The organism is Nocardiopsis sp. LDBS0036, from assembly GCF_041228755.1.
In the GTDB taxonomy this organism is placed as follows: domain Bacteria; phylum Actinomycetota; class Actinomycetes; order Streptosporangiales; family Streptosporangiaceae; genus Nocardiopsis; species Nocardiopsis dassonvillei.
Map to the genome: position 1 here is coordinate 4,181,288 of NZ_CP141103.1, position 25,665 is coordinate 4,206,952.

General features: G+C 73.4%; 21 protein-coding genes, 1 tRNA gene and 1 other RNA gene. 11 read left to right on the forward strand and 12 right to left on the reverse strand.

Annotated elements, in window-relative coordinates; translation table 11 throughout:
• Positions 1–90: 90 nt before the first annotated feature.
• Complete coding sequence (locus UIS43_RS17685) at positions 91–870, forward strand: cupin domain-containing protein (RefSeq protein ID WP_041552977.1); 780 nt, start codon at positions 91–93, stop codon at positions 868–870.
• Between the two features lie 2 nt (positions 871–872).
• Here the strand turns inward: UIS43_RS17685 and UIS43_RS17690 are convergent, their stop codons facing one another.
• Positions 873–1,520, reverse strand: a complete 648-nt coding sequence (locus UIS43_RS17690; RefSeq protein ID WP_013155800.1) for a hypothetical protein — start codon at positions 1,518–1,520, stop codon at positions 873–875.
• Positions 1,521–1,714: 194 nt separating this feature from the next.
• The gene (locus tag UIS43_RS17695; protein WP_013155801.1) at positions 1,715–2,062 is read right to left on the reverse strand and encodes a PLD nuclease N-terminal domain-containing protein; all 348 of its coding nucleotides are present in this window, start codon (positions 2,060–2,062) and stop codon (positions 1,715–1,717) included.
• 364 nt (positions 2,063–2,426) lie between these two features.
• Here UIS43_RS17695 and UIS43_RS17700 point away from each other — a divergent pair, with 364 nt between their 5' ends.
• Positions 2,427–3,170 carry a GntR family transcriptional regulator gene (locus UIS43_RS17700; RefSeq protein WP_013155802.1) on the forward strand — a complete coding sequence of 248 codons (744 nt, stop codon included), beginning with the start codon at positions 2,427–2,429 and terminating at the stop codon, positions 3,168–3,170.
• A gap of 213 nt (positions 3,171–3,383) precedes the next feature.
• Here the strand turns inward: UIS43_RS17700 and UIS43_RS17705 are convergent, their stop codons facing one another.
• The 4 genes from UIS43_RS17705 to UIS43_RS17720 all read right to left on the reverse strand — a co-directional run bounded on the left by UIS43_RS17705 (position 3,384) and on the right by UIS43_RS17720 (position 7,104).
• Positions 3,384–4,445 (reverse strand): aspartate-semialdehyde dehydrogenase, encoded by a 1,062-nt coding sequence (locus UIS43_RS17705; RefSeq protein ID WP_013155803.1) that lies wholly within the window; start codon positions 4,443–4,445, stop codon positions 3,384–3,386.
• Complete coding sequence (locus UIS43_RS17710; protein ID WP_013155804.1) at positions 4,442–5,713, reverse strand: aspartate kinase; 1,272 nt, start codon at positions 5,711–5,713, stop codon at positions 4,442–4,444. The genes UIS43_RS17705 and UIS43_RS17710 overlap by 4 nt, the downstream gene beginning before the upstream one ends.
• A 202-nt stretch (positions 5,714–5,915) precedes the next feature.
• The gene (recR, locus tag UIS43_RS17715; RefSeq protein ID WP_013155805.1) at positions 5,916–6,515 is read right to left on the reverse strand and encodes a recombination mediator RecR; all 600 of its coding nucleotides are present in this window, start codon (positions 6,513–6,515) and stop codon (positions 5,916–5,918) included.
• Positions 6,516–6,756: 241 nt separating this feature from the next.
• Positions 6,757–7,104: a YbaB/EbfC family nucleoid-associated protein gene (locus UIS43_RS17720; protein ID WP_017562872.1), complete on the reverse strand. Its 348-nt coding sequence runs from the start codon at positions 7,102–7,104 to the stop codon at positions 6,757–6,759.
• A 419-nt stretch (positions 7,105–7,523) separates the two neighbouring features.
• On the opposite strand from UIS43_RS17720, the gene UIS43_RS17725 reads away from it, so the two are divergent.
• The gene (locus UIS43_RS17725) at positions 7,524–8,789 is read left to right on the forward strand and encodes a methyltransferase domain-containing protein (protein ID WP_358169583.1); all 1,266 of its coding nucleotides are present in this window, start codon (positions 7,524–7,526) and stop codon (positions 8,787–8,789) included.
• A gap of 194 nt (positions 8,790–8,983) precedes the next feature.
• Here UIS43_RS17725 and UIS43_RS17730 read toward each other — a convergent pair whose 3' ends face one another.
• A complete protein-coding gene (locus UIS43_RS17730) occupies positions 8,984–9,199 on the reverse strand; it encodes a DUF6243 family protein (protein WP_013155808.1) in 216 nt (71 codons plus the stop codon).
• A 118-nt stretch (positions 9,200–9,317) separates the two neighbouring features.
• Here UIS43_RS17730 and UIS43_RS17735 point away from each other — a divergent pair, with 118 nt between their 5' ends.
• The gene (locus UIS43_RS17735) at positions 9,318–9,944 is read left to right on the forward strand and encodes a TetR/AcrR family transcriptional regulator (protein ID WP_013155809.1); all 627 of its coding nucleotides are present in this window, start codon (positions 9,318–9,320) and stop codon (positions 9,942–9,944) included.
• A 191-nt stretch (positions 9,945–10,135) separates the two neighbouring features.
• Here UIS43_RS17735 and UIS43_RS17740 read toward each other — a convergent pair whose 3' ends face one another.
• Both UIS43_RS17740 and ffs read right to left on the reverse strand, forming a co-directional pair.
• Positions 10,136–12,334 carry a DNA polymerase III subunit gamma and tau gene (locus UIS43_RS17740; RefSeq protein WP_013155810.1) on the reverse strand — a complete coding sequence of 733 codons (2,199 nt, stop codon included), beginning with the start codon at positions 12,332–12,334 and terminating at the stop codon, positions 10,136–10,138.
• 108 nt (positions 12,335–12,442) lie between these two features.
• An RNA gene (gene ffs, locus UIS43_RS17745) (signal recognition particle sRNA small type) lies at positions 12,443–12,538 on the reverse strand.
• Between the two features lie 231 nt (positions 12,539–12,769).
• Here ffs and UIS43_RS17750 point away from each other — a divergent pair.
• Positions 12,770–14,128, forward strand: coding sequence for a DUF2252 domain-containing protein (locus tag UIS43_RS17750; protein WP_370010911.1), 1,359 nt, complete (start codon positions 12,770–12,772; stop codon positions 14,126–14,128).
• Between the two features lie 102 nt (positions 14,129–14,230).
• A tRNA-Ser gene (locus tag UIS43_RS17755) sits at positions 14,231–14,315 on the forward strand.
• Between the two features lie 79 nt (positions 14,316–14,394).
• Here the strand turns inward: UIS43_RS17755 and UIS43_RS17760 are convergent.
• Complete coding sequence (locus UIS43_RS17760) at positions 14,395–14,706, reverse strand: tyrosine-type recombinase/integrase (protein ID WP_041552984.1); 312 nt, start codon at positions 14,704–14,706, stop codon at positions 14,395–14,397.
• Positions 14,707–14,877: 171 nt separating this feature from the next.
• Between UIS43_RS17760 and UIS43_RS17765 the strand changes: the two genes are divergently transcribed.
• From UIS43_RS17765 to UIS43_RS17775, 3 genes are all read left to right on the forward strand, one after another.
• Positions 14,878–16,887 carry an NADPH-dependent 2,4-dienoyl-CoA reductase gene (locus tag UIS43_RS17765; protein ID WP_013155812.1) on the forward strand — a complete coding sequence of 670 codons (2,010 nt, stop codon included), beginning with the start codon at positions 14,878–14,880 and terminating at the stop codon, positions 16,885–16,887.
• Between the two features lie 120 nt (positions 16,888–17,007).
• Positions 17,008–17,865 (forward strand): Rieske (2Fe-2S) protein, encoded by an 858-nt coding sequence (locus tag UIS43_RS17770; RefSeq protein ID WP_013155813.1) that lies wholly within the window; start codon positions 17,008–17,010, stop codon positions 17,863–17,865.
• Positions 17,866–17,903: 38 nt separating this feature from the next.
• Entirely contained in the window at positions 17,904–18,458 is a 555-nt protein-coding gene (locus UIS43_RS17775; RefSeq protein WP_013155814.1) for a PadR family transcriptional regulator, read from the forward strand.
• Positions 18,459–18,479: 21 nt separating this feature from the next.
• Here UIS43_RS17775 and UIS43_RS17780 read toward each other — a convergent pair whose 3' ends face one another.
• Positions 18,480–19,745 (reverse strand): ROK family transcriptional regulator, encoded by a 1,266-nt coding sequence (locus UIS43_RS17780; RefSeq protein WP_232051610.1) that lies wholly within the window; start codon positions 19,743–19,745, stop codon positions 18,480–18,482.
• A gap of 182 nt (positions 19,746–19,927) precedes the next feature.
• Positions 19,928–22,111 carry an alpha-galactosidase gene (locus UIS43_RS17785; protein WP_081461773.1) on the reverse strand — a complete coding sequence of 728 codons (2,184 nt, stop codon included), beginning with the start codon at positions 22,109–22,111 and terminating at the stop codon, positions 19,928–19,930.
• 172 nt (positions 22,112–22,283) lie between these two features.
• Between UIS43_RS17785 and UIS43_RS17790 the strand changes: the two genes are divergently transcribed.
• Both UIS43_RS17790 and UIS43_RS17795 read left to right on the forward strand, forming a co-directional pair.
• Positions 22,284–24,758 (forward strand): glycoside hydrolase family 2 protein, encoded by a 2,475-nt coding sequence (locus tag UIS43_RS17790; protein ID WP_013155817.1) that lies wholly within the window; start codon positions 22,284–22,286, stop codon positions 24,756–24,758.
• Complete coding sequence (locus UIS43_RS17795) at positions 24,758–25,618, forward strand: LacI family DNA-binding transcriptional regulator (protein WP_013155818.1); 861 nt, start codon at positions 24,758–24,760, stop codon at positions 25,616–25,618. Before UIS43_RS17790 ends, UIS43_RS17795 begins: the two co-directional genes overlap by 1 nt.
• Positions 25,619–25,665: the final 47 nt, after the last annotated feature.

The window sequence follows — 25,665 nt, forward strand, 5'->3', positions numbered from 1 at the left end:
GGCGGACCTGTGATCCGCCCGTTCGCGCGCTTCGTCCACAGCCTGTGGACAACGGGACCGCCTCGCCCCGACTGGTATACGGTCGGCCTCATGCCCCACGTGCTGCACATGACCGAACTCGAACGCTGGGCCTCCGGCAGCGGTGACGTCGAGGCCGACTCCCTGCGCACGCAGGGGTTCGTGCACGCCTCGCCGGACGAGCCCACCCTGCTCGCGGTGGCCAACGCCTTCTACACCGGCGCCTCCGAACAGCTGGTCGCCCTCGTCGTGGACACCGACGCGGTCGGCTGCGAGGTGCGCTGGGAGGCCGCCGAGCCCGCCCCGCCGCCGGGCACGGGGGACGACGTCCTCTTCCCGCACGTGTACGGGCCGATCCCCCGAGCAGCCGTGACGGGCGTGCGCTACCTGCGCCGCGACCCCTCGGGCCGCTACACCGGCGCCGAGGAGCGGCCCGCCACGGCCGAGGCGCTGAACCTGCTGCCGCACCCCGAGGGCGGCTGGTACCGGCAGACCTGGCACAGCGGCGTCACCGTGCACCCGGAGGGCTACCCGGGACCGCGGTCCACCGCCACCGGCATCCACTTCCTGCTCGGCCCCGGGGAGGAGTCGCGCTGGCACCGGGTGCGCTCCGACGAGGTGTGGGTGTTCAACCGGGGCGGGCCCCTGGTGCTGGAGTACGGCGGCACGGGAGGGGCGCCCGAGCCCGACGGACAGGTGACCCTGGGCTCGGGGATCGAGCGGGGAGAACGCCTCCAGGCGGTGGTCCCGGCCGGTACCTGGCAGGCCGCCCGCCCGCTGGGCGGCGGGGAGGCACTGGTCAGCTGCTTCGTCTCCCCCGGTTTCGACTTCGCCGACTTCGAGGCGGTCTGACCTCACCCGACCCTCTCGCGGACGCGGTCGGCGAGGTCCCCGTCGCGCGCGATCCGGGCCAGCCCGGCCGCCAGGCGCGCGACCTCGTCGCCCTCCACGAGCTTGGCGAGCTTGCCGCCGTCCTCCGGCAGTCCGACCTTCTTGGCCCCGCCCAGCACGTACTTGTCGGTGTAGGGCCGCAGCCAGGGCCACACCGCCTGGACCTCCCGGCAGAACATCACGGCGCCCGTCGGCCCGATGCCGGAGAACTCCCGGACCATCGCCTCCACCCGGCTCGCCCGGTGCTCGGAGCGCTCCCCGAGTCTGCGCAGGTCGCCCTGGTACTCCTCGCGCACCCGGTCGACGCACTCGCCCAGCCGGGTGGCGGTGCTCTCGTCGTAGCGCACGTAGTGCCCGCGCCCCAGCGCGTCCACGCGGTCCTGCCAGCTGAGCGAGGCCATACCGTCGGGGGTCGTGCCGCCCGCCTCGTTGAGCTCACGGGCGGCGGCGATCGCGATCCGCGCCGAGATGCGCGCGGACAGCAGGTTGACCAGCACCAGCAGCTGCCACAGCGCTGAGGGTCTGTCCGCCATCCGGAGCCCGGCCTCGGCGGCGAGGGTCGTCCCCGCCTCGTCCACCACGGCGCGGGCGACGTCGGCGTTCCTGGCCATCTCCCGGTCCCCTTCCAGGTGTGGTCGGATGCGTCCTGGTACAGGGCTGATACCCGGCCGGAGGGCGCTGACGCGGTTGTCCACAGGGCTGTGTACAACCCTTCCCTCCCGGCGCCGGACACGGGAGAGCCCCGGATCCGGGTCCCATCCCGGTTCCGGGGCTCCCCTCCCCGCCGCGGCGCCCGGCGCCGGGCTCAGGCGTGGCTCAGTCCGTTGCGGTGGGGCGGCGCGTCGCTGTGCTGGCCGACGCTGGTCGGGATCGTGTGGCGCGCCTTCCCCTTGTCGATGCCGAGGAAGCGGTTGAGGTGGCCCTTGCGGCCCACCACGAACCAGGCGATCGCCCCGAACAGCGGGAACCAGAGGATGAAGATGACCCACAGCAGCTTGCCGCCCGCGGAGGTGTCGCGGTCGACCAGCGCCGAGATGACCGCGGCGAGGAGCAGGACCAGCAGCGCCAGGCCCACGAGCGCCAGGACCACTCCGAAGATCCCGCTCATCCAGGTGACGGCCGTGTCCGCGCGGTCCGCGAGGTTCGTGATCATGGTCTCCCCCAACAAGGCACACTCCCTATTGTTACGCAGAGTAACCTTTTGAGCGGGGGATCCCGTGGCGCTTCCGGTTTTCGGGCGTTTCCACTACGCAAGGACCGGATTCCGTTTCCGTGGTGACTTTCCGAACTCACGTCACTACTTTCAGGTAATTCCACCTGTCAGGCCCTCGCGCTGCTTTACTGGGAACCATGGGCGAGCTTCGGCGATCTGGCAGGTTCACTCCCCTTCTCCCTCCCGGGTCCCCCACCGCAGACGGTGGCGGCCCCGGCACCCGCGACCACGGCGTCCCCGTCCCACTGGCCAAGCGCAGAGACCAACGGGCGACGGGAGGCCGCACGGCCGAGGCCCGGTGACCGTGGGCAGGCAACCCAGGTACCTCTGGCTGGCGGAACAGCTGCGCGGGCCGATACTGAGCGGAGAACTGCCGCCCGGCACGCGTCTGCCCTCCCGGACCCGGCTGGCGCGCTCCTACCGGGTCAGCGAGCAGATCTCCCGCACCGCGCTCCGACTCCTGGTCACCGAGGGCCTGGTCGAGTCCAGGCCCGGCTCCGGGTACTACGTGCGCACCGTCCCCGAACTCTTCCGGATCTGCCGGACCGACTCCTCCTCCGGCTCCGGCCTGGGGCGGCTCAGCCGCGAGTCGATCGGCACCGAGCAGGAGCAGTGCGCGCCGCCGCTGAGCCTGCGGCTGCGGCTGCGCGAGGGGGAACCGGTGTACCGCACCACCTCACGCGGGCTGTCCTCGGAACTGCCCATCACCCTGCACCGGTCCTGGGAGCCCGCGTCCCTTACGGCGGGCACCCTGCGCACCCCCTTCGACAGCTCGCCCGGCAGCGGACTGCTCGAACGGCTCAGCGCGGCGGGCCACCCGGTGGACCGGGTGGTGGAGGAGGTGGGCGTCCGCGCGCTGCGCGACTCCGAGGCCTCCCTGCTCGGGTCGGCGCCGGGGATACCCGTGCTGGTGGTGGAGCGCACCCATTTCAGCGGCAACCGGCCGGTGGAGACCTCCGACCTCATCGGCTCGTCCGAGCAGTGTCGACTCCTCTACAAACTGACACTGGCCCGGCCCCGCCGCGTCGGCGACCCGCGGCGGTACTGACCCGGGCCCGCGCGGGTGCGGCGCTCCGGGACGGGCACCCGGGCACCGCCCCCGGGCACGCGTGAGGGCGGCGGCCCCTCCCGGAGGAGGGGGCCGCCGCCCTCATCGCCCACCGGCCGCCGCGCCGGTACGGACACCACCGGACGCCCGCTCCGCCCAACCGTTCCCCGTCACGCGGAGTGACCGGCTGGAGTCGCCCGGCGGTGTGCGCGGTCAGGCCCGGGTGAACTCCCCGGCCACGACCTCGGCGATCTGCGCCGTGTTGAGCGCGGCGCCCTTGCGCAGGTTGTCACCGCACAGGAACAGGTCCAGCGACTTCGGGTCGTCCAGCGACTGCCGGATGCGGCCGACCCAGGTCGGGTCGGTGCCCACGACGTCGGCCGGGGTCGGGAACTCGCCGTTGGCCGGGTCGTCCTGGACCCGCACGCCCTCCGCGGAGCCGAGCAGCTCGCGGGCGGCGTCGGCGGGCACCTCCTCGGCGAAGGACGCGTGCACGACCAGCGAGTGGGTGGTGATCACGGGGACGCGGACGCAGGTGGCCGAGACGCGCAGGTCGGGCAGGCCCAGGATCTTGCGGGACTCGTTGCGGACCTTGAGCTCCTCCGAGGACCAGCCGCCGTCCTTGAGCGAACCCGCCCACGGAACGACGTTGTAGGCCAGCGGCGCCGGGAACGGCCCCAGCTCGCCGACGGCGGCGCGCACGTCGCCCGCGGTGTCGCCCAGGCTGCGGTCGGCACCGGCCTTGGCCATCTGGTCGCGCAGGGTGTCGATGCCCTCCTGGCCGGCGCCGGAGGCGGCCTGGTAGGAGGAGACCACCAGGTCGGTGACGCCGTAGGCGCGGTGCAGGGCGCCGATGGCCACGATCATCGACAGGGTGGTGCAGTTGGGGTTGCTGATGATGCCGCGCGGGCGGTTGCGGACCTGGTCCGCGTTGACCTCGGGCACCACGAGCGGGACGTCGGGGTCCATGCGGAACGCGCCGGAGTTGTCGACGGCGACCGCGCCGCGGGCGGCGGCGATCGGCGCCCACTCCTTGGACACCTCGTCGGGGACGTCGAACATGGCGACGTCCACGCCGTCGAAGACCTCGGGGGCCAGGGCCTGGACCACGACGTCCTCGCCGCGCACGCGCAGGACCTTGCCCGCGCTGCGCGGGGAGGCGACGAGGCGGATCTCGCCCCAGACGTTCTCGCGCTGGGTCAGGATGTCCAGCATCACGGTGCCGACGGCGCCGGTGGCGCCGACGACGGCGAGGGTGGGAAGACGGTTGCTCATCGGCCGGTACCTCCGTAGACGACAGCCTCGACCTGGTCGGCGTCGAGCTGGAACTCGCTGTGGGCGGCGCGGACGGCCGCGTCGATCTGGTCCTCCTCGACGATCACCGAGATGCGGATCTCCGAGGTGGAGATCATCTCGACGTTGGTGCTCGAACCGGCGATCGCGTCGAAGAAGCGGGCGGTGACACCCGGGTAGGAGCGCATGCCCGCGCCGATCAGCGACACCTTGCCGATCTTGTCGTCGTAGCGCAGGGACTCGAACCCGACCTTGTCCTGCACCTTCTTGAGCGCGGCGACGGCCTCCTTGCCGAAGTCCTTGGGGACCGTGAAGGAGATGTCGGTGCGCGAGGTGGAGACCGCCGACACGTTCTGGACGATCATGTCGATGTTGATCTCGGCGTCGGCCAGGGCCCGGAAGATCGTCGCGGCCTCGCCGACCTTGTCGGGCACGCCGACGACGGTGATCTTGGCTTCGCTCCGGTCGTGAGAGACACCGGAGATGATCGGCTGTTCCATGCCTTCGCTTTCCTCGACTTCCGGGACGACCCAGGTCCCCGGCTTCTGGCTGAAAGATGAACGGACGTGAAGGGGGATGTTGTACTGACGCGCGTACTCGACACAGCGCAGGTGCAGGATCTTGGTCCCGGACGCCGCCATCTCCAGCATCTCCTCGTAGGAGATCTGGGGGATGCGCTGGGCGCTCGGCACGATGCGCGGGTCGGCGGTGAACACACCGTCGACGTCGCTGTAGATCTCACAGGCGTCGGCCTCCAGGGCGGCGGCCAGCGCGACGGCGGTGGTGTCGGAGCCGCCCCGGCCCAGGGACGTGATGTCCTTGGTGTCCTGGGAGACGCCCTGGAACCCGGCGACGATGCAGATCGCGCCCTCGCCCACGGCCTCCTGGATCCGGCCCGGGGTCACGTCGATGATCTTGGCGTTGCCGTGCAGCGACGTGGTGATCACACCGGCCTGGGAACCGGTGAAGGACCTGGCTTCGAACCCCAGGTTCTCGATGGCCATCGCCACGAGTGCCATGGACATGCGCTCGCCCGCGGTGACCAGCATGTCCAGTTCGCGGGCCGGCGGCATCGGGCTGACCTGCTCGGCCAGGTCCAGGAGTTCGTCGGTGGTGTCGCCCATGGCCGAGACCACGACGACGACGTCATATCCCGCCTTTTTCTGAGCGACGATCCGCTGGGCTACTCGCTTGATGGCTTCCGCGTCTGCCACGGAAGACCCACCGTACTTCTGCACGATTAGGGCCACGATCGATGCTCCTGAGGAGTTGGGATCAAGACAATGAAATGGAGTGTAGCCACAGACGTCCTCGCCTAGCCCATCTGACCTGCGACGGGAGGGCGTGGCGTCTTGACACACCGGCGATGGGGCTTACCCGGTCAGGCGGAGGTTACTCGTGTTTCGCGCGGATGAACGGCGAATGTGAGTTAGAACTCCAGGGCGCGACGCGCTAGAACTCCAGGCTGCGGCGGCCCTCGAAGGCACGACCGAGGGTGACCTCGTCGGCGTACTCCAGGTCGCCGCCCACGGGCAGGCCACTGGCCAGACGGGTCACCTTCAACCCCATGGGTTTGACCAGCCGCGCCAGATAGGTCGCGGTGGCCTCCCCTTCCAGGTTGGGATCCGTGGCCAGGATCAGCTCCGTCACCTGGCCGTCGGCCAGGCGGGTCATGAGTTCCTTGATGCGCAGGTCGTCGGGGCCCACACCCTCGATGGGGCTGATAGCGCCGCCCAGGACGTGGTAGCGGCCCCGGAACTCGCGGGTGCGCTCGATGGCGACGACGTCCTTGGACTCCTCGACCACGCAGATGATGGCGGGGTCGCGGCGGACGTCGCGGCAGATGCGGCACTGGTCCTCTTCGGCGACGTTGCCGCAGACCGAGCAGAAGCGCACCTTCTCCTTGACCTCGACGAGCGCGCTGACGAGGCGTTTGACGTCGGCGTGCTCGGCGGACAGGAGGTGGAAGGCGATGCGCTGCGCGCTTTTCGGACCGACGCCGGGCAGCCGCCCGAGCTCGTCGATCAGATTCTGCACCGCGCCTTCGTACATCGCCTACCCATCAGTGACGGACCGGGTCTGTCGGGGCGGTCCGCATCCCCACCCCCCACCGTATCCGGCGCGGCGGACTCGCGCGTACGCGCGGGCCCGCCTGACCGGTTCCCGGGGCCGCTCCCCGGTTCCGGGAACGACGGCGGGAACAGCGGGAGCGGCCCCGGTGCCGGTCCGCAGACCTCCCGGTGCCGGTCCGCGGACCGGCACCGGGAGGTCCGTGCGGCTGCCGCGGGCCGGGCTAGAAACCGGGGAGGCCGGGCATGCCGCCGGGCATCCCGCCGCCGCCCAGGCCCTCGGCGAGCGGGCCCATCTTCTCCTGCTGGAGCCGCTCCACCTGCGCCTCGGCGTCGCGGATGGCCGCCAGGACCAGGTCCGCGACGGTCTGGGCGCTCTCGGCGGGATCGGCCGGGTCGATCGCCTCGGGGGCGACGGTCACGTCCTCGACCTGTCCGCGCCCACTCAGCTTGACCTTGACCAGGCCGCCGCCGGAGGTGCCCTCGACCTCGGCGTCCTCCAGCGCCTGCTGGGCCTCCACGAGCTGCTGCTGCATCTGCTGGGCCTGCTGGAGCAGGGCCTGCATGTCCATTCCGCCAGGGTTCACGGCCGTCTCCTCGCCGCACTCTTGGTGCTGGTTCTCGCTGTCGTGTCGCTGTTGCTGTGAGCGTAACCGGTCATCAGCGAACATGCGGGCGGGCCCGTCGGCGGCGGGAGGAGGCGGACCGGGCCGCCGGGACCGGGCGGTGCTGACCGGTGCGCACGCCGGGCTCCGGGAGGACCCATCCGGCCCCGCGCGGACTCCTCCGCGACGGGGCGGGGCCGCACGGCGGAGGACGCCACGCCCGCCGGTAGGACGACTCTCCCGAAAGGGCACCTACCAGGAGCGAGAACCAAGAGTGGCGCTAACATCACTCTCGGTTGGAAAGGTGTTCTGCGGGGCACAAAAGTCCCGGTAGTGCCCTCGGGCACCACCGGTAACGCTGAGAGCCACGGGGGAGTGAGGACGTGTTGACCGCCAGAGAGCGCCACTCGGCGCTGGTCGAGGCGATGGTCGCGGACGGCACGCTGACCGACGCCGCCCTCACCGACACGTTCCGGTCGGTGCCCAGACACCGGTTCGTCCCCGAGACGGGCGCGCTGACCGCGCACGGGACCGCCCTCAACGCCAACAGCAACCCCGAGCGGTGGCTCGCGGCCGTGTACACCGACAACGCCATCGTGACCCGGGTCGAGGGCCCCGACCCGTCCGCGTACCGGGAGGCGCCCGACCCCCGGGCCCCCGGGTTCCGGGCGCCCGGCGAACAGGAGCCGGAGCCCCGGGAGCAGCGCGCCCACGACGACCGGGAGTCCGTCCCCTGGAGCCGTGGGCCGGAAGGCCCGGGCCCCGGGGAACGGGCGGAGGCGGCGACCTCGTCCGTCTCGGCGCCCCGGGTCCTGGCCCGCCTGCTGGAGCTGTCCGACCTCGCCAACGGGCAGAGGGTCCTGGAGGTGGGCACCGGCACCGGCTGGAACACCGCCCTGCTGGCGCACCGGCTCGGCGACAGCGCCGTCACGTCCGTGGAGACCGACCCGCGCCTGGCCGGGGTCGCCCGCGAGGCCCTGCGCGCCGAGGGCTACTCCCCCGCCGTCCACCTGGCCGACGGCTACTACGGCTACCCGCCCGGCGCCCCCTACGACCGGATCACCTCGACCTGCGGCGTGCGCCGTGTGCCGCCCGCGTGGGTGGAGCAGCTGCGCCCCGACGGCCTGGTGGTGTGCCCGTGGGGGCTGTTGGAGGGGGCCGGGGTGATCGCCCGCGTGGAGTGCCCCGGGGACGGCTCGGCCCGGGCGAGCTTCCACGGCGGTGTGGGGTTCGTGCCGCTGAGGACCCCCGACGCCCAGCCCCGCCCGGTACGGGACTCGGGACAGCAGCCCGACGAGTACCGGCTCACGCAGACCGACCCCGTGGCACCGCTGATGACCTTCCCGTCGGCGTTCGCGCTGTCGGTGATGGTGCCGGGCTGGCGGGTGCGGCGGCGGTGGATCGGCACAGGGTCGGGCGTGTGGGTGTTCGACCGGAGCGGCGCCTCGTGGGTGCGCGTGTACCCCTACGGCACCTCGTGGATGATCGAGCAGGGCGGACCGAGGAGCATCTGGGACGAGTTCGAGGAGGCCCTGGAGCTCTGGAAGCGTTTGGGCGCGCCCGATCCGGACCGCTTCGGACTCTCGGTGGGCGCCGACGGCACGCACCGGGTGTGGTTGGACTCACCCGACGGACACGGCTGGACGGTGTGACCGCGGCGGGGCGCGGACGCCGGGATCCGGCTCCGGGAGGCGGGCTCCGGGTGAGGACGCGGGGAGCGGATGCCGGGTGCGCACGGCGCAGGCGCACCGGCGCGTACGGCGGGACCGCGCCGGTGGCGCACCGCGAGGGATCGCGCGGGGCGCGCGGACGCCGACGGCCCTCTCGGAGGAGGGCCGCCGCGCGTTCACGCCTCGCCCTGGGCGCCTTCGGCCTTCTCGGACGCCGCGTCCGCGTCCTTGCCCTGCTTCTCGCGGAGCTTGCGCAGCAGCTCCTGCTTGCGCTCCACGGCGTCGTCGCTGGGGCCGCCACGGCCGCCGCCCTTGCCTCCGCGAAGCGCGGAGCGCGAGACGGTGTTGCGCTGTCCGCCCATGCCCAGAAGATTGTCGCTGTTCCTGCCCACGCGGACCTCCTTTCCCTCCAGGCGAGGCGAAACGCCTCGCCAAGTCGATCCGACCTCCGTAGGATATCGGCACCAAGACGATACGTCTCGTCATTTTTCAGCGGTTAACGTGGCAGGTATGGCAGAGAACACCGCACAGGGAGAGACCAGGGTCCGCCGCGGTCCCGACCCCCGACGCCGCAGCGAACGCGCGCGGCGCGCCATCGTCGACGCCGCCACCGAGCTGATGGGCGAGGTCGGCTACGCCAGGCTCACGATGGAGGCGATCGCCGCCAGGGCCAGGGTCGGCAAGCAGACCATCTACCGCTGGTGGCCGTCCAAGGCGGCCGTGGTCCTGGACGTGTTCACCGCGCTGACCGGCGGGGTCGCCGGTGAGCCCCTGCCCGACACCGGCGACCTGGCCGAGGACATGCGGACGGTGCTCCGCGCCACGGCGGACGAGTTCCGCATCCCGGAGATGGACCGGACCACGCGCGCGTTCACCGTCGAGCTCCAGCACGATCCCGCCTTCGCCGAGGTCGTCCAGGAACGCCTGCTGGGCCCGAACGCGCGGGTGTTCGAGGACCGGCTGCGCTCCGCCGTGGCGGCGGGCGAGGTGGACCCGGAGATCGACCTGCGGCTGGCCACGGAGCTGTTCCTCGGACCGTTCCACCAGCGCTGGCTGCTGCGCACCGGGCCGCTCACGCACGAGTACGTGGACGAGCTCGTGGACACGGTACTGCGCGCGCTGCGCCCCCGGGACTGACTCCGCGGACCGCCGAAACGCTCCCGCCGCGGATGGTCCCGCTCCCAGAGGCACTGCCGGCGGCCCGCCGTGCTCCCGGGAGCGAGATCACCGGTGAGGAGGCTCCCGCACGCCACACCGTCAACGGTCGGCGCACCGGCCCCGGGGAGCCCGGCCCGCCAACGGCGGACGCGTGACCTGGTGGCGGGAACCTAGAGGGACGGGTCCGGGGCCTCGTGCTCGATCTCGTCGATGATCCGGCCGCCGAGCTCGGACTCGATCAGCCCGGCGCCCGACGTTCCCGAGGCGCTGGGAGGCCTGGAGTCCCCCGCTCCTGCGGGGGCGCCTGCGGAGGCGGCTCCGGCGGGCGGCGCCGCCGTCTCGGGCCGCGGCGGGGCGGGCTGGGGGGGCGGGGCCTGCTCGACCGCGGGCGAGGAGTCGCCGTACTCGGGCGGCGGCGCGGCGGCCGCGTCCTCGTAGGGGTCGGGCGGCGGTTCCTGGAGTCCGGTGACGATGCGGTCCGGCGGCGGCCCGGTCGGCGCGGACTCCGGTGCGGGGTCCGGGGCCGGAGCGGGTTGCGGGGTCTGCGCGGGGCTCGGGCCGGAGGCCGCCTGCGGCGCGGGTTCGGGCGCCCCGGACCGCACGGGTTCGGCGGAGGGCGCGTCCCACCCGGCGGGCTCGGCCGGGCGCGCGGGCTCGGGCCTGCGCGCGGGGGCGGCGGAGGCCGCGGCGGCGCTGCCCGCGGCGGCGACGCGCACCTCCATGCCCAGGACCTGCTGGATCGCGGCGGCCACCACCTGGTCGCTGCCGCTGTTGCTGAAGCCCTTGGCCTCGTTGGGCCGGGAGAAGCCGAGCAGGACGGCGTTGCCCTCCACACCGACCGGACGGACGTCGCTGCCGCTCAGCACCATCCAGGTGAACCGGCGGCGGCCCTTGACCGCCTCCAGGATCTGCGGCCAGGCGCCCTGCACGCGCCCCAGGTCCAAGGATCCGCCGGACGCCGCGGGCGCCTGGCTCCGCGCGGGGGCGGCCTGCCGGGCCGGGACGTCCCAGCCGGCGGGCTCGGAGCGCTGCTGTGCCGGGGCCGGGGCGGCGGGGGCCTCCACAGGGGCCGGAGCGACCGACGGGGCCGGAGCCGCGGCGGCGCGCACGGGTTCGGAGGGCACCACCGGGGAGGCCGGGGTGACCGGCGCGGGAGCGGGAGCGGGGGCGGGCTGGACCGGCGCGGCGGAAGGGGCGACGGCACCGGAGGCGATCCGGCGCTCCATCTGCTCCAGGCGGGCCAGCAGGGCCAGGCCCTGGTCGCCGTCGGCGGCTGGGAGAAGCACCCGCGAGCACATGAGTTCCAGCAGCAGACGGGGCGCGGTGGCGCCGCGCATCTCGGTCAGGCCCTGGTTGAGGATGTCGGCCGCGCGGCTCAGCTCGGCCGGGCCCAGACGCGCGGCCTGGTCCTTCATCCGCTCCGTCGCCTCCGGGTCGACGTTGACCAGGCCCTTGTCCAGGGCGTCGGGCACGGCGGCCAGGACGACCAGGTCGCGGAAGCGCTCCAGCAGGTCCGTGGTGAACCGGCGCGGGTCGAGTCCGCCCTCCACCACGCGGTCGATCAGGCCGAACACGGCGGCGCCGTCACGGGCGCCGAGCGCGTCGACCATCTCGCCGAGCAGACTGGAGTCGGTGTAACCCAGCAGGGAGACGGCGCCCTCCCGGGTGATGCCGCCCTCGTCCGAACCGGCGATGAGCTGGTCCAGCACCGAGAGCGTGTCGCGCGCCGAGCCCGCGCCCGCGCGCACGACCAGCGGCAGCGCGGCCGGGTCGTAGGAGACGCCCTCCTCCTTGAGCAGGTCCTCCATGAGTTCCTTGAGGGTGCTCGGCGGGATCAGGCGGAACGGGTAGTGGTGGGTCCGCGAGCGGATCGTGCCGATGACCTTCTCGGGCTCGGTGGTCGCGAACACGAACTTCAGGTGCGGCGGGGGCTCCTCGACCAGCTTGAGGAGGGCGTTGAAGCCCTCCCGGGTCACCATGTGCGCCTCGTCGATGATGTAGATCTTGTAGCGCGAGTTGACCGGGGAGAAGAAGGCGCGTTCGCGCAGGTCGCGGGCGTCGTCCACACCGCCGTGGGAGGCGGCGTCGATCTCGATGACGTCGATGCTGCCGCCGCCGTCGGGGGCCAGGGCGACGCAGGAGTCGCAGGTGCCGCAGGGGTCGGGGGTGGGGCCCTCGGCGCAGTTGAGGGAGCGGGCCAGGATGCGGGCGCTGGTGGTCTTGCCGCAGCCGCGCGGGCCGCTGAACAGGTAGGCGTGGTTGATCCGTCCGCTGCGCAGCGCCTGGCGCAGCGGGTCCGTCACGTGTTCCTGGCCACGCACCTCGCCGAACGTCGCGGGCCGGTACTTGCGGTACAGCGCGATGCTCACGGTGTGATTCCTCCCCTGGTCCCTGCCACGTGTCCATTCAACCCGCGGGCGGTGACAGCTCGCGCCGGTTGACGAGGACCGGGAGGGGTTCGACCGGGCCGGAGAAAGACAAAGGACCCCCCGCGCACCCGCCAGAGCCCATTTATCCTTGCTGCCTTCCGGCCCTGGGGAGGTTCATAGGGTGACGCCGCACGAGGGGTCTGCCCCGAGTGTATCCGAACCCCGGACCGCTCGGGCAACCCGCGCCCCGCCCCCTCCCCGGGGGCGCGTCGCCCTCCGGAGCGGGACGTCCTCCGGAGCAGGCCGCCCCCCCCGGAGCGGGCCGCCCTCCGGAACACGGAAATCGGGCGGAACGCGCCTCCCGGACCGGGCGTCTCATCTCGGGCACAGGGCCCACGGGGCCTGGACCGGCACACACGTAACCTCTCAGAGATCATGGACGGCATGGGCATGCTCGACCGGCTCGATTCCACCGACAGCTCCGCGGAGCGCCGCGACCTCATCGTCGCCACGCTGGAGAACGCCTTCTCGGACCTGATGTCCGCCGACCCGGCGGCGTTCCGCGTCAAGTTCCGCAAGATGGCGGCCAACCCGTTCGCCTTCTACCGGGGCAGCGCCGCGCTCTTCTACGACGACGTCTCGGGCATGGACGACCCCTGGGCCGACGAACGCACCTCGCGGGTGTGGATCCAGGGTGATCTGCACGCGGAGAACTTCGGCACCTACATGGACTCCACCGGGCGGCTGGTGTTCGACGTCAACGACTTCGACGAGGCCTACCTCGGCCACTTCACCTGGGACGTGCTCAGGTTCGCGGCCAGCATCGGGGTCATGGGCTGGCAGAAGGCCCTGTCCGACAAGGACATCAGCGCGCTCCTGCCGCACTACGTCGACGCCTACATCGCCCAGGTGCGCGAGTTCGCGACGACGGGCAACGACTCGGAGTTCTCGCTCAAGCTGGGCAACACCGACGGCACCGTGCACGACGTGCTCCAGAAGACCCGGCTCAACAGCCGCGCCGAGATGCTGTCGTCCATGACGACCCGCGACGGGTACACCCGCCGCTTCGCCGAGGGCCCCCGGGCCCGCCGCCTGGACGACGCCGAGCGGGAACGGGTCCTGGCCGCCTACGAGGCCTACCTGGGCACCATCCCCGAGGACCGGCGGTACGCGTCGATCAACTACGCGGTCAAGGACGTGGTGGGCAGCGGCGGCTTCGGGATCGGCTCGGCGGGGCTGCCCGCCTACACCCTGCTCATCGAGGGCCAGTCGGAGGCCTGGGACAACGACATCGTGCTGTCCATGAAGCAGGGCAACGTGGCGGCGCCCTCGCGTGTGGTGACCGACCAGCGCATCATGGACCACTTCCAGCACCACGGGCACCGCACCGCGATGTCCCAGCGGGCGCTCCAGGCGCACGCGGACCCGCTGCTGGGCCACACCGAGATGGGCGGCGTGGGCTTCGTGGTGAGCGAGGTCTCCCCCTACACCAACGACCTGGACTGGGACGACCTCACCGAGCCCGCGGAGATCGCGCCGGTGCTGGACTACCTGGGGCGCGCCACCGCCAAGGCGCACTGCGTGTCCGACTCGCACGCGGACGCCACGCTCGTGCGCGGTCAGACCGAGGAGGCGGTCATGGCGGTGCTCGACGGCCGCGAGGCGGAGTTCACGCGGTGGTGCGTGGACTTCGCGCACCGGTACGCGGCCCAGACCCGGGCCGACTACTCGCTGTTCGTGGACGCCTTCCGCAACAACGCCATCAGCGCGGTGAGGTCCAGCCGGGACCTGTGACCCGGGATCGGGGAGCCCGGCTCCGGGGCCGTCCGGAGGGCCCCGGGAGGGGCCGCGAAAACCTGTTCAGAGCACCCCGTGACGGCATGTAGAGTTGTTCGCGGAGGATTCGCCTAGTGGCCTAGGGCGCACGCTTGGAAAGCGTGTTGGTGGCAACGCCTCAGGGGTTCGAATCCCCTATCCTCCGCGGCGGCTAGCAGCCGAAACGAAAGGCCCCGACCGGACACCGGTCGGGGCCTTCGTCGTTGGTGGTCTCATTCTTGGTCTCAGTTGGCCGCGGCGGGACCACCCTCCCCCTCCCGGGGAGCCTCCCAGATCAACCCACCGACACGGTCGGCGGCGTCCGCGCGGACCTCGTCCACCACGTGCTGGTAGCGCTTCGCCATCGCGGAGGAGGACCACCCCATGATCCCCATCATCGCCCTCTCCGGAACCTCCAGGATGAGCAGCACGGTCGCGGCGGTGTGCCGGGCGTCGTGCAGCCGCGCCTCCCGCAGCCCGGCCTCCCGCAGCAGGGCCTTCCACTCGTGGTGGTCGGTGTTGGGGCTGAGCGGCCGGCCGAACTCGTCGGCGAACACCCAGCCGCCTCCTCCCACAGGCCCCCGGCGGCCCCACGTTCCCGTTCCCGGCTGATCCGACCCCGCTCCCCCGGTACACGAGGTGCGCCCGCGACCCTTTTTGCAACTTGTTGCATAATGAGTGCGGGCCGACCGGACACCGGCCCGCGAGGCACCGCGCGAGGAGACGACATGGGCGACTACCCCCACCTGCTGGAACCGCTGGACCTGGGCTTCACCACCCTCGCCAACCGCGTGGTCATGGGCTCCATGCACCTGGGCCTGGAGGAGGCGCCGGGCGGCTTCGAGCGGATGGCCGCCTTCTACGCCGAGCGCGCCCGGGGCGGCGTCGGCCTCATCGTCACCGGCGGCATCGCACCCAACCCCGAGGGCGCCACCTACAAGGGCGCCGCGAAGATGACCACTGAGGCGGAGGCCGAGGAGCACCGCGTGGTCACCGCGGCGGTGCACCGCGAGGGCGGGCGCATCGCCATGCAGATCCTGCACACCGGCCGCTACGCCTTCAACGAGGACTCCGTGGCGCCGAGCGCGATCCAGGCCCCCATCAGCGCCTTCACACCCCGGGCGCTCACCGGCGACGAGGTCGAGCGCACCATCGAGGACTTCGTCCGCGCCGCCGAACTGGCCAGGCTCGCCGGGTACGACGGCGTGGAGATCATGGGCTCCGAGGGGTACCTGATCAACCAGTTCGTCGCCCGGGCCACCAACAGGCGCGAGGACGATTGGGGCGGCTCCTTCGAGAACCGCATGCGCTTCCCCGTGGAGATCGTGCGGCGCGTGCGCGAACGCGTCGGCGCCGACTTCATCGTGGTCTACCGGCTGTCCATGCTCGACCTGGTGCCCGGCGGCTCCACGTTCGACGAGGTGGTCCGGCTGGCGAAGGCCGTGGAGGAGGCCGGGGCGACCATCATCAACACCGGCATCGGTTGGCACGAGGCGCGCATCCCCACCATCGCCACGTCCGTTCCGCGCGGCGCCTACAGCTGGGTGACCCGCAGGCTCCGGGGCCGGGTGTCCGTGCCGCTCGTCGCGGTCAACCGCATCAACACCCCCGAGGTGGCCGAGGCGATCCTGGCCGGGGGCGACGCCGACATGGTCTCCCTGGCCCGCCCCTTCCTGGCCGACCCCGACTTCGTCGCCAAGGCCGCGGCGGGCACCCCCGAGCAGATCAACACCTGCATCGGCTGCAACCAGGCCTGCCTGGACCACACGTTCAGCCTGAAGACCAGCTCCTGCCTGGTGAACCCGCGCGCCTGCCACGAGACCGAACTCGTGCTCTCCCCCACCCGCCTGCGCAGGAGGGTGGCCGTCGTGGGCGCCGGACCCGCCGGGCTCGCCTGCTCCGTGTCCGCCGCCGAGCGCGGGCACGAGGTCACGCTGTTCGACGCGGCCGGGGAGATCGGCGGCCAGCTGAACCTGGCCCGCCGCGTACCGGGCAAGCAGGAGTTCGACGAGACCCTGCGCTACTACCGGGTCCAGCTCGACCGGCACGGGGTGGACGTGCGGCTGGGCGCCCGGGTGGGGGCCGCCGACCTGGAGGGCTACGACGAGGTCGTGCTCGCCACCGGCGTCACCCCGCGCGTGCCGGGGATCCCGGGCGTGGACCACCCCAAGGTGGTGGGCTACGCGGACGTCCTGCGCGGGAGCGTCGAGGTCGGCGAACGCGTGGCGGTCATCGGCGCGGGCGGCATCGGCTTCGACGTGGCCGCCTTCCTCACCGACGGCGGGGGCGACGTCGACACCGGGGAGTTCCTGCGCAGGTGGGGCGTGGACACCGACCCCGCCTCCAGGGGCGGCCTCGGCGAGCCCCGGCGTCCGGCGTCGCCGCGCACCGTGCACCTGGTCCAGCGCAGGGCCGGCAAGGTCGGTGCGGGCCTGGGCAGGACCACGGGGTGGATCCACCGGCTGGAGCTGCGCCACCGCGGCGTGGAGACGGTCGCGGGGGCCGAGTACGACCGGATCGACGACGAGGGCCTGCACCTGACCGTCGACGGGGAGAAGCGCGTGCTCGACGTGGACACCGTCGTGGTGTGCGCGGGCCAGGAGCCGCTCCGGGACCTCGCCGACGAGCTGACCGCCTCGGGCCGTGCGGTCCACCTGATCGGCGGCGCCGACGAGGCGGCCGAGCTCGACGCCAAGCGGGCGATCGACCAGGGCACCCGCCTGGCCGCCGCGCTGTGACACCCGCCCCGGCCTCCCCGGCGCAAGGGTCCGGGGAGGCCGGGGAAAGCCGGGTTCAAGGATCCGCGCGGCTCCGGGTCCCGTGAGTGACACGCGCGCGCCCCGGGTAGCCGCACCACCATGAGAATCGGTGAACGCATCCGCCGGATCGAACGCGACGAGCAGCTCGACCCCGCGGTCTCCAGCATGAAGAGCCTGGCCGAACGGATCCCGTCCGGCACCGTCCGCGACATGCTGCACGGGGTCCAGCTCGGGCACCCCGTCCACCCGATCCTGGTGCAGCTGCCCCTCGGTACGTGGATGGCGGCGGTCCTGCTGGACTCGCTGCCCGGGGACCACCGACGCAGCGCGCACGCGCTGGTCAACGCCGGGCTGGTCACGACCCTGCCCGCCGTGGTGAGCGGCCTGGCGGACTGGTCGCAGCAGCACGAGCGCCAGCAGCGCGTGGGCGTGGTCCACGCGGCGACCAACGGCGTCGGCACCCTGCTGTTCGGCGCCTCCTCGCTGGCCCGGGCCCGCGGTCGCCAGGGCTGGGGGAGGTTCCTCGCGCTGGTCGGCGTGGGCGTGGTCGGCCTGAGCGGGTCCCTGGGCGGGCACATGGCCTACTACCGGTCGGCGGGTGCCAACAGCGCCGACCACCTGGTCGACCTGCTGCCCGGGGGCTGGCACGACCTCGGCCCGCTGGACGGGTTCGACGACGGCGGGCTCGGCGGGGGCGACGTGGCGGGCGTCCCGGTCCTGGTGGCGCGGACTGGCGGCTCCGTGAGCGCGATGCTGGGCACGTGTCCGCACATGGGCGCGCCCCTGGCCGAGGGTGAGCGGGTGGACGGGTGCGTGCGCTGCCCCTGGCACGGCAGCGAGTTCCGCCTGGACGACGGGACGGTGGTCCACGGGCCCGCGACCGCTCCGCCGCAGGTCCTGGACGCGTCGGTCGTGGAGGGCCGGGTGATGGTCCGCCTGCCCGAGTCCGCCCCGTGACGGAACGCGGCTCCCGCGACGCTGCCTAGAATGCGCCCATGTCCCTGCCCCACGCCATCCTGACCGCCCTGCTGGAGAAGCCCTCGTCCGGCCTGGAGCTGGCCCGGCGCTTCGACCGCTCGATCGGGTACTTCTGGTCGGCCACCCACCAGCAGATCTACCGGGAGCTGGGCAAGCTGGAGCGGGCGGCGCTGATCCGGGCGCTGGCGACGGACGGGCCGACCCGCGGAGGGCGCAAGGAGTACGAGGTGCTGCCCGCGGGACGTGAGGAGCTGGAGCGCTGGGTGGACCTGCGCGAGGACCCCAGGGCCTCCCGCGACCCGCTGCCGCTGCGACTGCGCGCCGCCGGGGTGGTGGGCGTGCGCGGCCTGGTTCCGGAACTGCGCCGCCACCGCGACCTGCACCTGCTGCGACTGGAGGAGTACCGCGGGTTCGAGCGGCGCGACTACCCGGACGGGCCCGCCACCGAACGGGAGCGGGTCCAGCGCCTGGTGCTGCTCGGCGGCATCGACGTGGAGGCCGGGTGGGTGGCGTGGTTGACCCGCGCCGTCGAGGAGCTGGAGGACGCCGGGGAGGGCGCCCCGGACGCCTGACCGCGTCGGCCCGCTGGACTCTCAGTCCCAGTCCGCCCCGGACTCCGACAGGTTCTCGGGCAGACGCAGCCCGGGGCGCAGCGGAACCAGTTGGCCCTGCAGGACCATGGCCGCCGCGCCGATGGCGGGCGCGGTCGCGGCCGACGTGGACATGCGCACCTCGACAGGGTGGGCGGCGCGGGCGAAGAAGGCCCGGTCCAACTCCTCCTGGATGACGGGCAGGTAGACCGACCCCGCCGCGGCCAGGCTCGGACCGGTCAGCACCAGCAGGTCCAGGTCCATCAGGTTGGCCAGCGTGCGGACCGCCACGGCCAGGTGGCGCGCGGAGCGGTCCAGCAGGGCGCGGGCGGTGGGCTGGCCCAGGCGGGCCGCGCGGACCACGGCGGTGAACTCCGCGCCCACCGACGGCCGGACCGGGCCGCCCTCCCGGGTGAGGCCGGCGGCGCGGGCGAGGTCCCCGTCGGCACGGGCGGCCGCCACGACGGCGGCCGGACCGGCGACCGCCTCGGCGCACCCGCGTCCGCCGCACCAGCACAGCGGCCCGTCCACGTCCAGGCACACGTGCCCGACCTCCCCGGCGTTGCCGCTGGCCCCGTGGTAGGGGATGCCGTTGACCAGGACCCCGGCGCCGACGCCGGTGGCCATGTACACGGCGGCGAAGATGGACGACCCGCCGACCACGCCGGACCAGTACTCGCCGAGGGCGGCGGCGGTCGCGTCGTTGCCGGGGACCACGGGCAGGCCGACCGCGTCCTCCAGTTCCCCGGCCGCGGGGTAGTCGGCCCAGTGCCGCAGCGAGGGGTGCCGGTGGAGCCCGCCGGTCGGGGCGACCAGCCCGACGCCGAGCACCCGTTCGCGGTCCACCCCGGCGCCCTCCACCAGGGCTTCCACCTGGCGGGACATGCGGGAGGTGGTCTCGGCGGGGTCCTCGTCCCGGTTCACCCCGGCGCGGGTCATCCGGGAGACCACGGCGCCGGTGAGGTCGATGAGGGCGTAGGTGATGCCGATGGGGTCGATGTGGACGCCCACGGCGTAGCGCGACTCCCGGTTGAGCCGGAGGAGGACGCGCGGCTTGCCGCCGGTGGACTCGGCGCGCCCGGTCTCCAGGACCAGGCCGTCGTCGATGAGCCTGCGGACGACGGTGGAGATGGTGGCGCCCGTGAACCCGGTGGCCTCCACCAGTCCCACGCGGCTGATCGTGCCCGCGGCGCGGATGACGTCGAGGACCGCCGCCCTGCTCGTCGTGTGCGGAATCGCCCGTGACGGCCCGCCCAATGCCACCTCCATCCGGTCACGTCGCGCCCGCGCGCGGGGACCCGCCCCTCCGCGTCCGGCGGGCGGGCGTGGGCCAAGTGTCGCGCCCGCGCGCGGGGACGGCAACCCGGCTCCCCGGCCGGGCTCCCTCCTCCGTGCCGTGCCCGTGGAGGACGGCACGCGCGGTGCCCTCCCGAGCCGGGCCGGGGCCGGGTTCAGAGCCGGGTGGCGCGCACCAGGACCAGCCGTTCCGGGAAGAGCACCGGCGCCTGGAGGCCCGCGCGCTCCAGCGCCGCGCCCCTGACGCGGACGCCCTCGGGGGTCCACCAGGGCAGCGGCACCCCCCACCGGTGCGCGTTGCCGTCGGGCACGTCCCCGGGCGCCTGCGGGCGGACCCGGTAGACCGCCTCCGGGCGCAGGCCCGGCAACCGGACGGGCCCGGTCGGGTACAGCTCCGAGGTTCCCGTGGCGACGATCGCGTAGAGCGCCTCGGAACCGTCCTCGGCGACCACCCCGTGCACCCGGACCGCCGGGTCCGGGTGGTCGCCGTGCACGGCGGTCCCCGTGTGCAGCAGGCCGCGCAGCTCCTTGTACAGCTCCACCCACTCCCGCAGGCGGGCCAGGTCGGCGGGGTCGGCGCGGGTGAGGTCCCATTCGATCCCGAAGTGCCCGAACAGGGCGGTCCCGGCCCGGAAGTCGACGGTGTGGCGGCGGTCGGTGGTGTGCGCGGTGCCCGCCCCCACGTGGGTGCCCATCAGCTCCAGCGGGACGAGCGCGTTGGTCCACCGCTGGATGTCCTGCCGCTCCAGGGCGTCGATGCAGTCGGAGACCCACACGCGGTCGGTGCGCTCCAGCACCCCCAGGTCCACCCGTCCGCCGCCGGACGAACAGGACTCGATCTCCACAGCCGGGTGGCGGCGGCGCAGTTCGTCCATCAGCCGGTACACCGCCAGGGTCTGGCCGTGGACCCCGGCCCGCCCGGTCGGCCGGTGCCCCGCGTCGACCAGGTCCCGGTTGTGGTCCCACTTGAGGTAGGAGACCGGGTAGGCGGACAGCAGGTCGTCCAGGCGCTCCAGGACGTACGCGAACGCCTCCGGACGGGCCAGGTCGAGCACCTGCTGGGAGCGCGCCGGCCGGGGCAGCCGGTCGCCCGCGGCCATGATCCAGTCCGGGTGCGCGCGGGCCAGGTCGGAGTCCTCGTTGACCATCTCCGGCTCCACCCACAGCCCGAACTGCATGCCGAGCCCGGTGACGTGGTCGGTGAGCGGGCCCAGCCCGTCCGGCCACACCTCGTCGGAGACGTACCAGTCGCCGAGGCCGCGCCGGTCGTCGCGGCGCGAGCCGAACCAGCCGTCGTCGAGCACGAACCGCTCGGCGCCCACGCGGGCGGCGGCGTCGGCCAGCTCGCGCAGCCGGTCGAGGCCGTGGTCGAAGTAGACGGCCTCCCAGGTGTTGACGACCACCGGGCGCGGGGTGGAGGGGTGGTGCGGGCGCGAGCGCAGGTGCCGGTGGAAGCGGGCGGAGACCTCGTCCAGCCCGTGCCCGTGCGAGCCGTACTGCCACGGGGTGGTGTAGGACTCCCCCTCGGCCAGCACGACCTCCCCGGAGAGCAGCAGCTCGCCCGAACCCAGCAGGGACACCGCGTGGTAGGTGCGCTCGGCGAAGGTGCGGTGGTTGCCCGACCAGGCCGTGTGCACGGCCCACACCTCGCCGGAGCGGTTGCCGGAGCCGTGCGTCCCCGCGGCCAGCAGGTGGGCCGCGTCGTAACCGGTGCGCCCGGTACGGTTCTCGCGCACCCGCAGGCCCTGGGTGAAGGCGGTCCGCTGCGGGCTGCGCTCGCGCATGTGGCGCCCGCCGAAGTCGAGCAGCTCGACCGCCTCGGCCGGGACGGGGAGGACGAGGTTGACGGCGTCCACGGCGAAGGGGGACGCGGCCCCGTTGGTGACGGTGGCTCGCTGGCGGACCAGGCCCGAGGGGGTCAGCTCGACCACGAGGTCCAGGGAGAGCCCGGCCCGGGCGTCCTCGGCGCGTACGGTCAGGCGCCCGCCCGCCGGGGAGCGGTGCTCCACCGCGGACTCGCGCACGCGGAAGGCGGTGGAGAAGTCGGCGCCGCCCCGGTTGCCGACCAGGCCCGGCGTGCCGAGCCAGCCGGCGGACTGCTCGGGGAGCACGGCCACCTCCACCGGCCCGTCCACGGAGAACCCGATGGGCTGCGGGCTCAGCGCCAGGCGCAGGTCGTCCAGCTCCCCGCGGGAGAGGTCGCCCAGGTCCGAACCCCAGTGCAGGACCCGGGGCAGGGTCTGGCCGGTCAGGTCCAGCAGGAGGCTCACCCCGGCGGCGCGCAGGTGGGGGAGGTCGGAGCCGCCGGAGAGGGGGCGGTGCGATGCCACGGTCGCCACGTCCTTCGTGGTCGGGAACAGGGTTGACTTACTTTGTTCGGAAAAGTAAGAATCCCCGAGGTGGCTGGTTCGCGCAAGAGGGACCGCCACCCCACGACGACCGCGACGCCCCGCGGAGCGCGCTCCGCGGACACGCCGGACGTCCCCGCCCCCGAAGCCCCGAGAGGCACAGATGATCCGTCACACCCTGCACGACGGCTGGCGGCTGTCCGCGACGAGCGGGCCCGTCCCGGAGAACGTCGCGGGCCGCACCGTCCCCGCCCAGGTCCCGGGGAGCACCCACCTGGACCTGCTGGCCGCCGGGCTGATCCCCGAGCCCTACCTGGACAGCAACGAGACCGAGCTGGCCTGGATGCACCGCGCGGGCTGGCGCTACTCCCTCACGTTCGAGGCCGACGCGGTCGAGGACGGCGAACGCGTCGACCTGGCCTTCGACGGCCTGGACACGGTGGCCACCGTGGAGCTCAACGGCACCGTGCTCGGCACCACCGCCAACATGCACCGCGGGTACCGCTTCGACGTGCGCGACACGCTGCGCGCCGGGGCCAACGAGCTCGTGGTCGTCTTCCGGTCCGCGCTGGAGTACGCCGAGGAGGTCCGCGGGGAACTCGGCGAGCGGCCGCACACCAACACGCACCCGTACAACATGGTCCGCAAGATGGCCTGCTCCTTCGGCTGGGACTGGGGGCCCGACCTCCAGACCGCCGGCATCTGGAAGCCCGTGCGCCTGGAGCGGTGGCGCACCGCCCGCCTCTCCCAGGTACGCCCGCTAGTCACCGTCGGCGAGGACGGCACCGGCCGGGTGGAGGTGCACGCCGACGTCGAGTGGTCCGGGAGCGCTCCCGGTCCCGGTCTGGTCCTGTCCGCCGAGGTCGCCGGTGCGCGGGCCACCGCCGACGTGGCGCCCGGCGCGGAGGGCGGCGTGGTCGTGGTCGAGGTGCCCGACGCCCGCCTGTGGTGGCCGGTCGGCCACGGCGACCAGCCCCTGTACGACCTGTCCGTCACCCTGACCGCGGACGGGCGGGCCGAGCCGCTGGGCTCGGAGGACCGCCGCGTGGGCTTTCGCACCATCACCGTGGACACCACGCCCGACGAGCACGGCACCCCCTTCACCGTCGTGGTCAACGGCAAGCCGATCTTCGTCAAGGGCGCCAACTGGATCCCCGACGACCACTTCCTCACCAGGATCACGCGCGAGCGCCTGGCCCGGCGCGTGGACCAGACCGTCGGCGCGCACATGAACATGCTGCGCGTGTGGGGCGGCGGGATCTACGAGAGCGAGGACTTCTACGACGTCTGCGACGAGCGCGGCGTCCTCGTGTGGCAGGACTTCCTCCTGGCCTGCGCCGCCTACCCCGAGGAGGAGCCGCTGTGGGGTGAGTTCGAGGCCGAGGCCCGGGAGAACGTCGCGCGCCTGACCTCGCACGCCTCGCTGGCCCTGTGGAACGGCGGCAACGAGAACCTCTGGGGCTTCATGGACTGGGGCTGGCAGGAGCGGCTCGGGGACCGGACCTGGGGTTACGGCTACTACACCGACCTCTTCCCCCGCGTCGTGGCCGAGCTCGACCCCACCCGGTTCTACGCCGACGGCAGCCCCTACACCCCGGGGTACGCCCCGAAGGAGGTCCACCCCAACGACGAGGCGCACGGCACGCGCCACGAGTGGACCGTGTGGAACCAGACCGACTACCGGGCCTACCAGGACCACGTGCCCCGGTTCTGCTCCGAGTTCGGCTTCCAGGGTCCGCCCACCTGGGCCACCCTCACCGACTGGGTGCACGACGAGCCCCTCACGCCCACCTCGCCCGCCTTCCTGCTGCACCAGAAGGCCGAGGACGGCAACGGCAAGCTCGCCCGGGGCCTGTCCGCCCACCTGCCCACGCCGAGGAGCTTCGAGGACTGGCACTGGGCCACCCAGCTCAACCAGGCCCGCGCGGTGGCGTTCGGCGTCGAGCACTTCCGGTCCTGGTGGCCGCGCACCGCGGGCGCCCTGGTCTGGCAGATCAACGACTGCTGGCCGGTCACCTCCTGGGCGGCCGTGGACGGCGAGGAGCGTCCCAAGCCGCTCTGGTACGGGCTGCGCCGCGCCTACGCGCCGCGCCTGCTCACCGTCCAGCCCCGGGACGGGCGGCTGGTGCTGGTGGCCGTCAACGACACCGACGAGGCCTGGTCGGAGCCGGTCAGCGCGCAGCGCCAGACCTTCGGGGGCGAGGTGCTGCACACCGCTAGGATCGAGCTGGCCGTACCGCCCCGTTCCGCGGCGGAGTTCGACCTGGCACGGGAGCTGCTCGCGGCCGGGGACGCGAAGGAGGAGGTGCTCGTGGCCACGACCCGCGACGCCCGCCTCGTGCGGCCCTTCCGCGAGGACGTCCACCTGTCCTACGACCCCGACGCGCTGACCGCCGTCGCCGCGCCCGTGGAGGGCGGCTACCGGGTGGAGGTGCGCGCCTCGTCCTTCGCCAGGGACGTCTCCGTCCTGGCCGACCGGGTGGCCCCCGACGCCGAGGTGGACGACATGCTCGTGGACCTGCTGGCCGGGGAGACGCACAGCTTCCTGGTGCGCACCGACGCGGAGGTGGACCCGACGGCGCTGACCGCCGCCCCCGTCCTGCGCTCGGCCAACTCCCTGCGCGCGCGGCGGGCCTGATGGACGGGTCCGGGACCGGAGGCGCGGTCGGGCTGGTCCTGGCCAGGCCGCGCCGCCTGCTGAGCGCCGAGCCCTTCTTCATGGAGTTCATCGCCGGGATCGAGGAGCGGATGGCCGAGCGCGACATGTCGGTCCTGCTGCACCTGGTGACCGGCCGGGAGGCCGAGCTGGCCGCCTACCGCCGGTGGGCGGAGCGGCGGCTGGTGGACGCGGTCGTGGTGGTCAACCCGACCGAGGGGGACGAGCGCCCCGCCGTGCTGCGCGAGCTGGGCCTGCCCGCCGTGGTCGCGGGCAGCCCGGTCCCGGACCCCGCCACGCCCACCGTCCTGACCGACCACGTGTCCCCGGTCCGGACGGCGCTGGAACGCCTGCTGGAACTGGGCCACCGGCGCGTCGCCCGGGTGAGCGGGCCGGTCGAGCTGCTGCACACACGCGCCCGCACGGAGGCCCTCGCGGAGGGCTGCCGAGCGGCCGGGATCCCCGCTCCGGTGGTCCTGGAGGGCGACTACTCCCACGAGGCGGGCGCCCGGCTCACCGCGGAGCTGCTCAAACGGGAGGACCCGCCGACCGCGGTCCTGTACGACAACGACGTGATGGCGGTGGCCGGGCTGGAGGCCGCCCGCGGCCTGGGCGTGCGGGTCCCCGGGCAGCTGAGCCTGGTGGCCTGGGACGACTCGACCCTGTGCCGCCTGGCCGAGCCCGCGCTCACCACCATGAGCGTGGACGTGTACCGGTACGGGGTCGCGGTCGCGGAGTCGGCCCTGGAGTGCGCCGACGGGGCGGCCGTGGCGGAGCGGTGGTCGCCGGCGGCGCGCTTCGTAGCCCGGGGCAGCACCGGCCCGGCACCCGCCGGGGAGTAACCGCACCGGCCCGTCGCCACGGCGGCTTGTCGGTCTGTCGACGGGGC

Excerpts from the sequence above, each read along its gene's own strand:
- UIS43_RS17795 (WP_013155818.1), top strand. The coding sequence starts at position 24,758 with ATGGACGGGTCCGGGACCGGAGGCGCGGTCGGGCTGGTCCTGGCCAGG.
- UIS43_RS17775 (WP_013155814.1), top strand. The coding sequence starts at position 17,904 with ATGTCCCTGCCCCACGCCATCCTGACCGCCCTGCTGGAGAAGCCCTCG.
- UIS43_RS17770 (WP_013155813.1), top strand. The coding sequence starts at position 17,008 with ATGAGAATCGGTGAACGCATCCGCCGGATCGAACGCGACGAGCAGCTC.
- UIS43_RS17695 (WP_013155801.1), bottom strand. The coding sequence starts at position 2,062 with ATGATCACGAACCTCGCGGACCGCGCGGACACGGCCGTCACCTGGATG.
- UIS43_RS17790 (WP_013155817.1), top strand. The coding sequence starts at position 22,284 with ATGATCCGTCACACCCTGCACGACGGCTGGCGGCTGTCCGCGACGAGC.
- UIS43_RS17705 (WP_013155803.1), bottom strand. The coding sequence starts at position 4,445 with ATGAGCAACCGTCTTCCCACCCTCGCCGTCGTCGGCGCCACCGGCGCC.
- UIS43_RS17735 (WP_013155809.1), top strand. The coding sequence starts at position 9,318 with ATGGCAGAGAACACCGCACAGGGAGAGACCAGGGTCCGCCGCGGTCCC.
- UIS43_RS17720 (WP_017562872.1), bottom strand. The coding sequence starts at position 7,104 with ATGGACATGCAGGCCCTGCTCCAGCAGGCCCAGCAGATGCAGCAGCAG.
- UIS43_RS17750 (WP_370010911.1), top strand. The coding sequence starts at position 12,770 with ATGGACGGCATGGGCATGCTCGACCGGCTCGATTCCACCGACAGCTCC.
- UIS43_RS17690 (WP_013155800.1), bottom strand. The coding sequence starts at position 1,520 with ATGGCCAGGAACGCCGACGTCGCCCGCGCCGTGGTGGACGAGGCGGGG.
- UIS43_RS17765 (WP_013155812.1), top strand. The coding sequence starts at position 14,878 with ATGGGCGACTACCCCCACCTGCTGGAACCGCTGGACCTGGGCTTCACC.
- UIS43_RS17685 (WP_041552977.1), top strand. The coding sequence starts at position 91 with ATGCCCCACGTGCTGCACATGACCGAACTCGAACGCTGGGCCTCCGGC.
- UIS43_RS17780 (WP_232051610.1), bottom strand. The coding sequence starts at position 19,745 with ATGGAGGTGGCATTGGGCGGGCCGTCACGGGCGATTCCGCACACGACG.
- recR (WP_013155805.1), bottom strand. The coding sequence starts at position 6,515 with ATGTACGAAGGCGCGGTGCAGAATCTGATCGACGAGCTCGGGCGGCTG.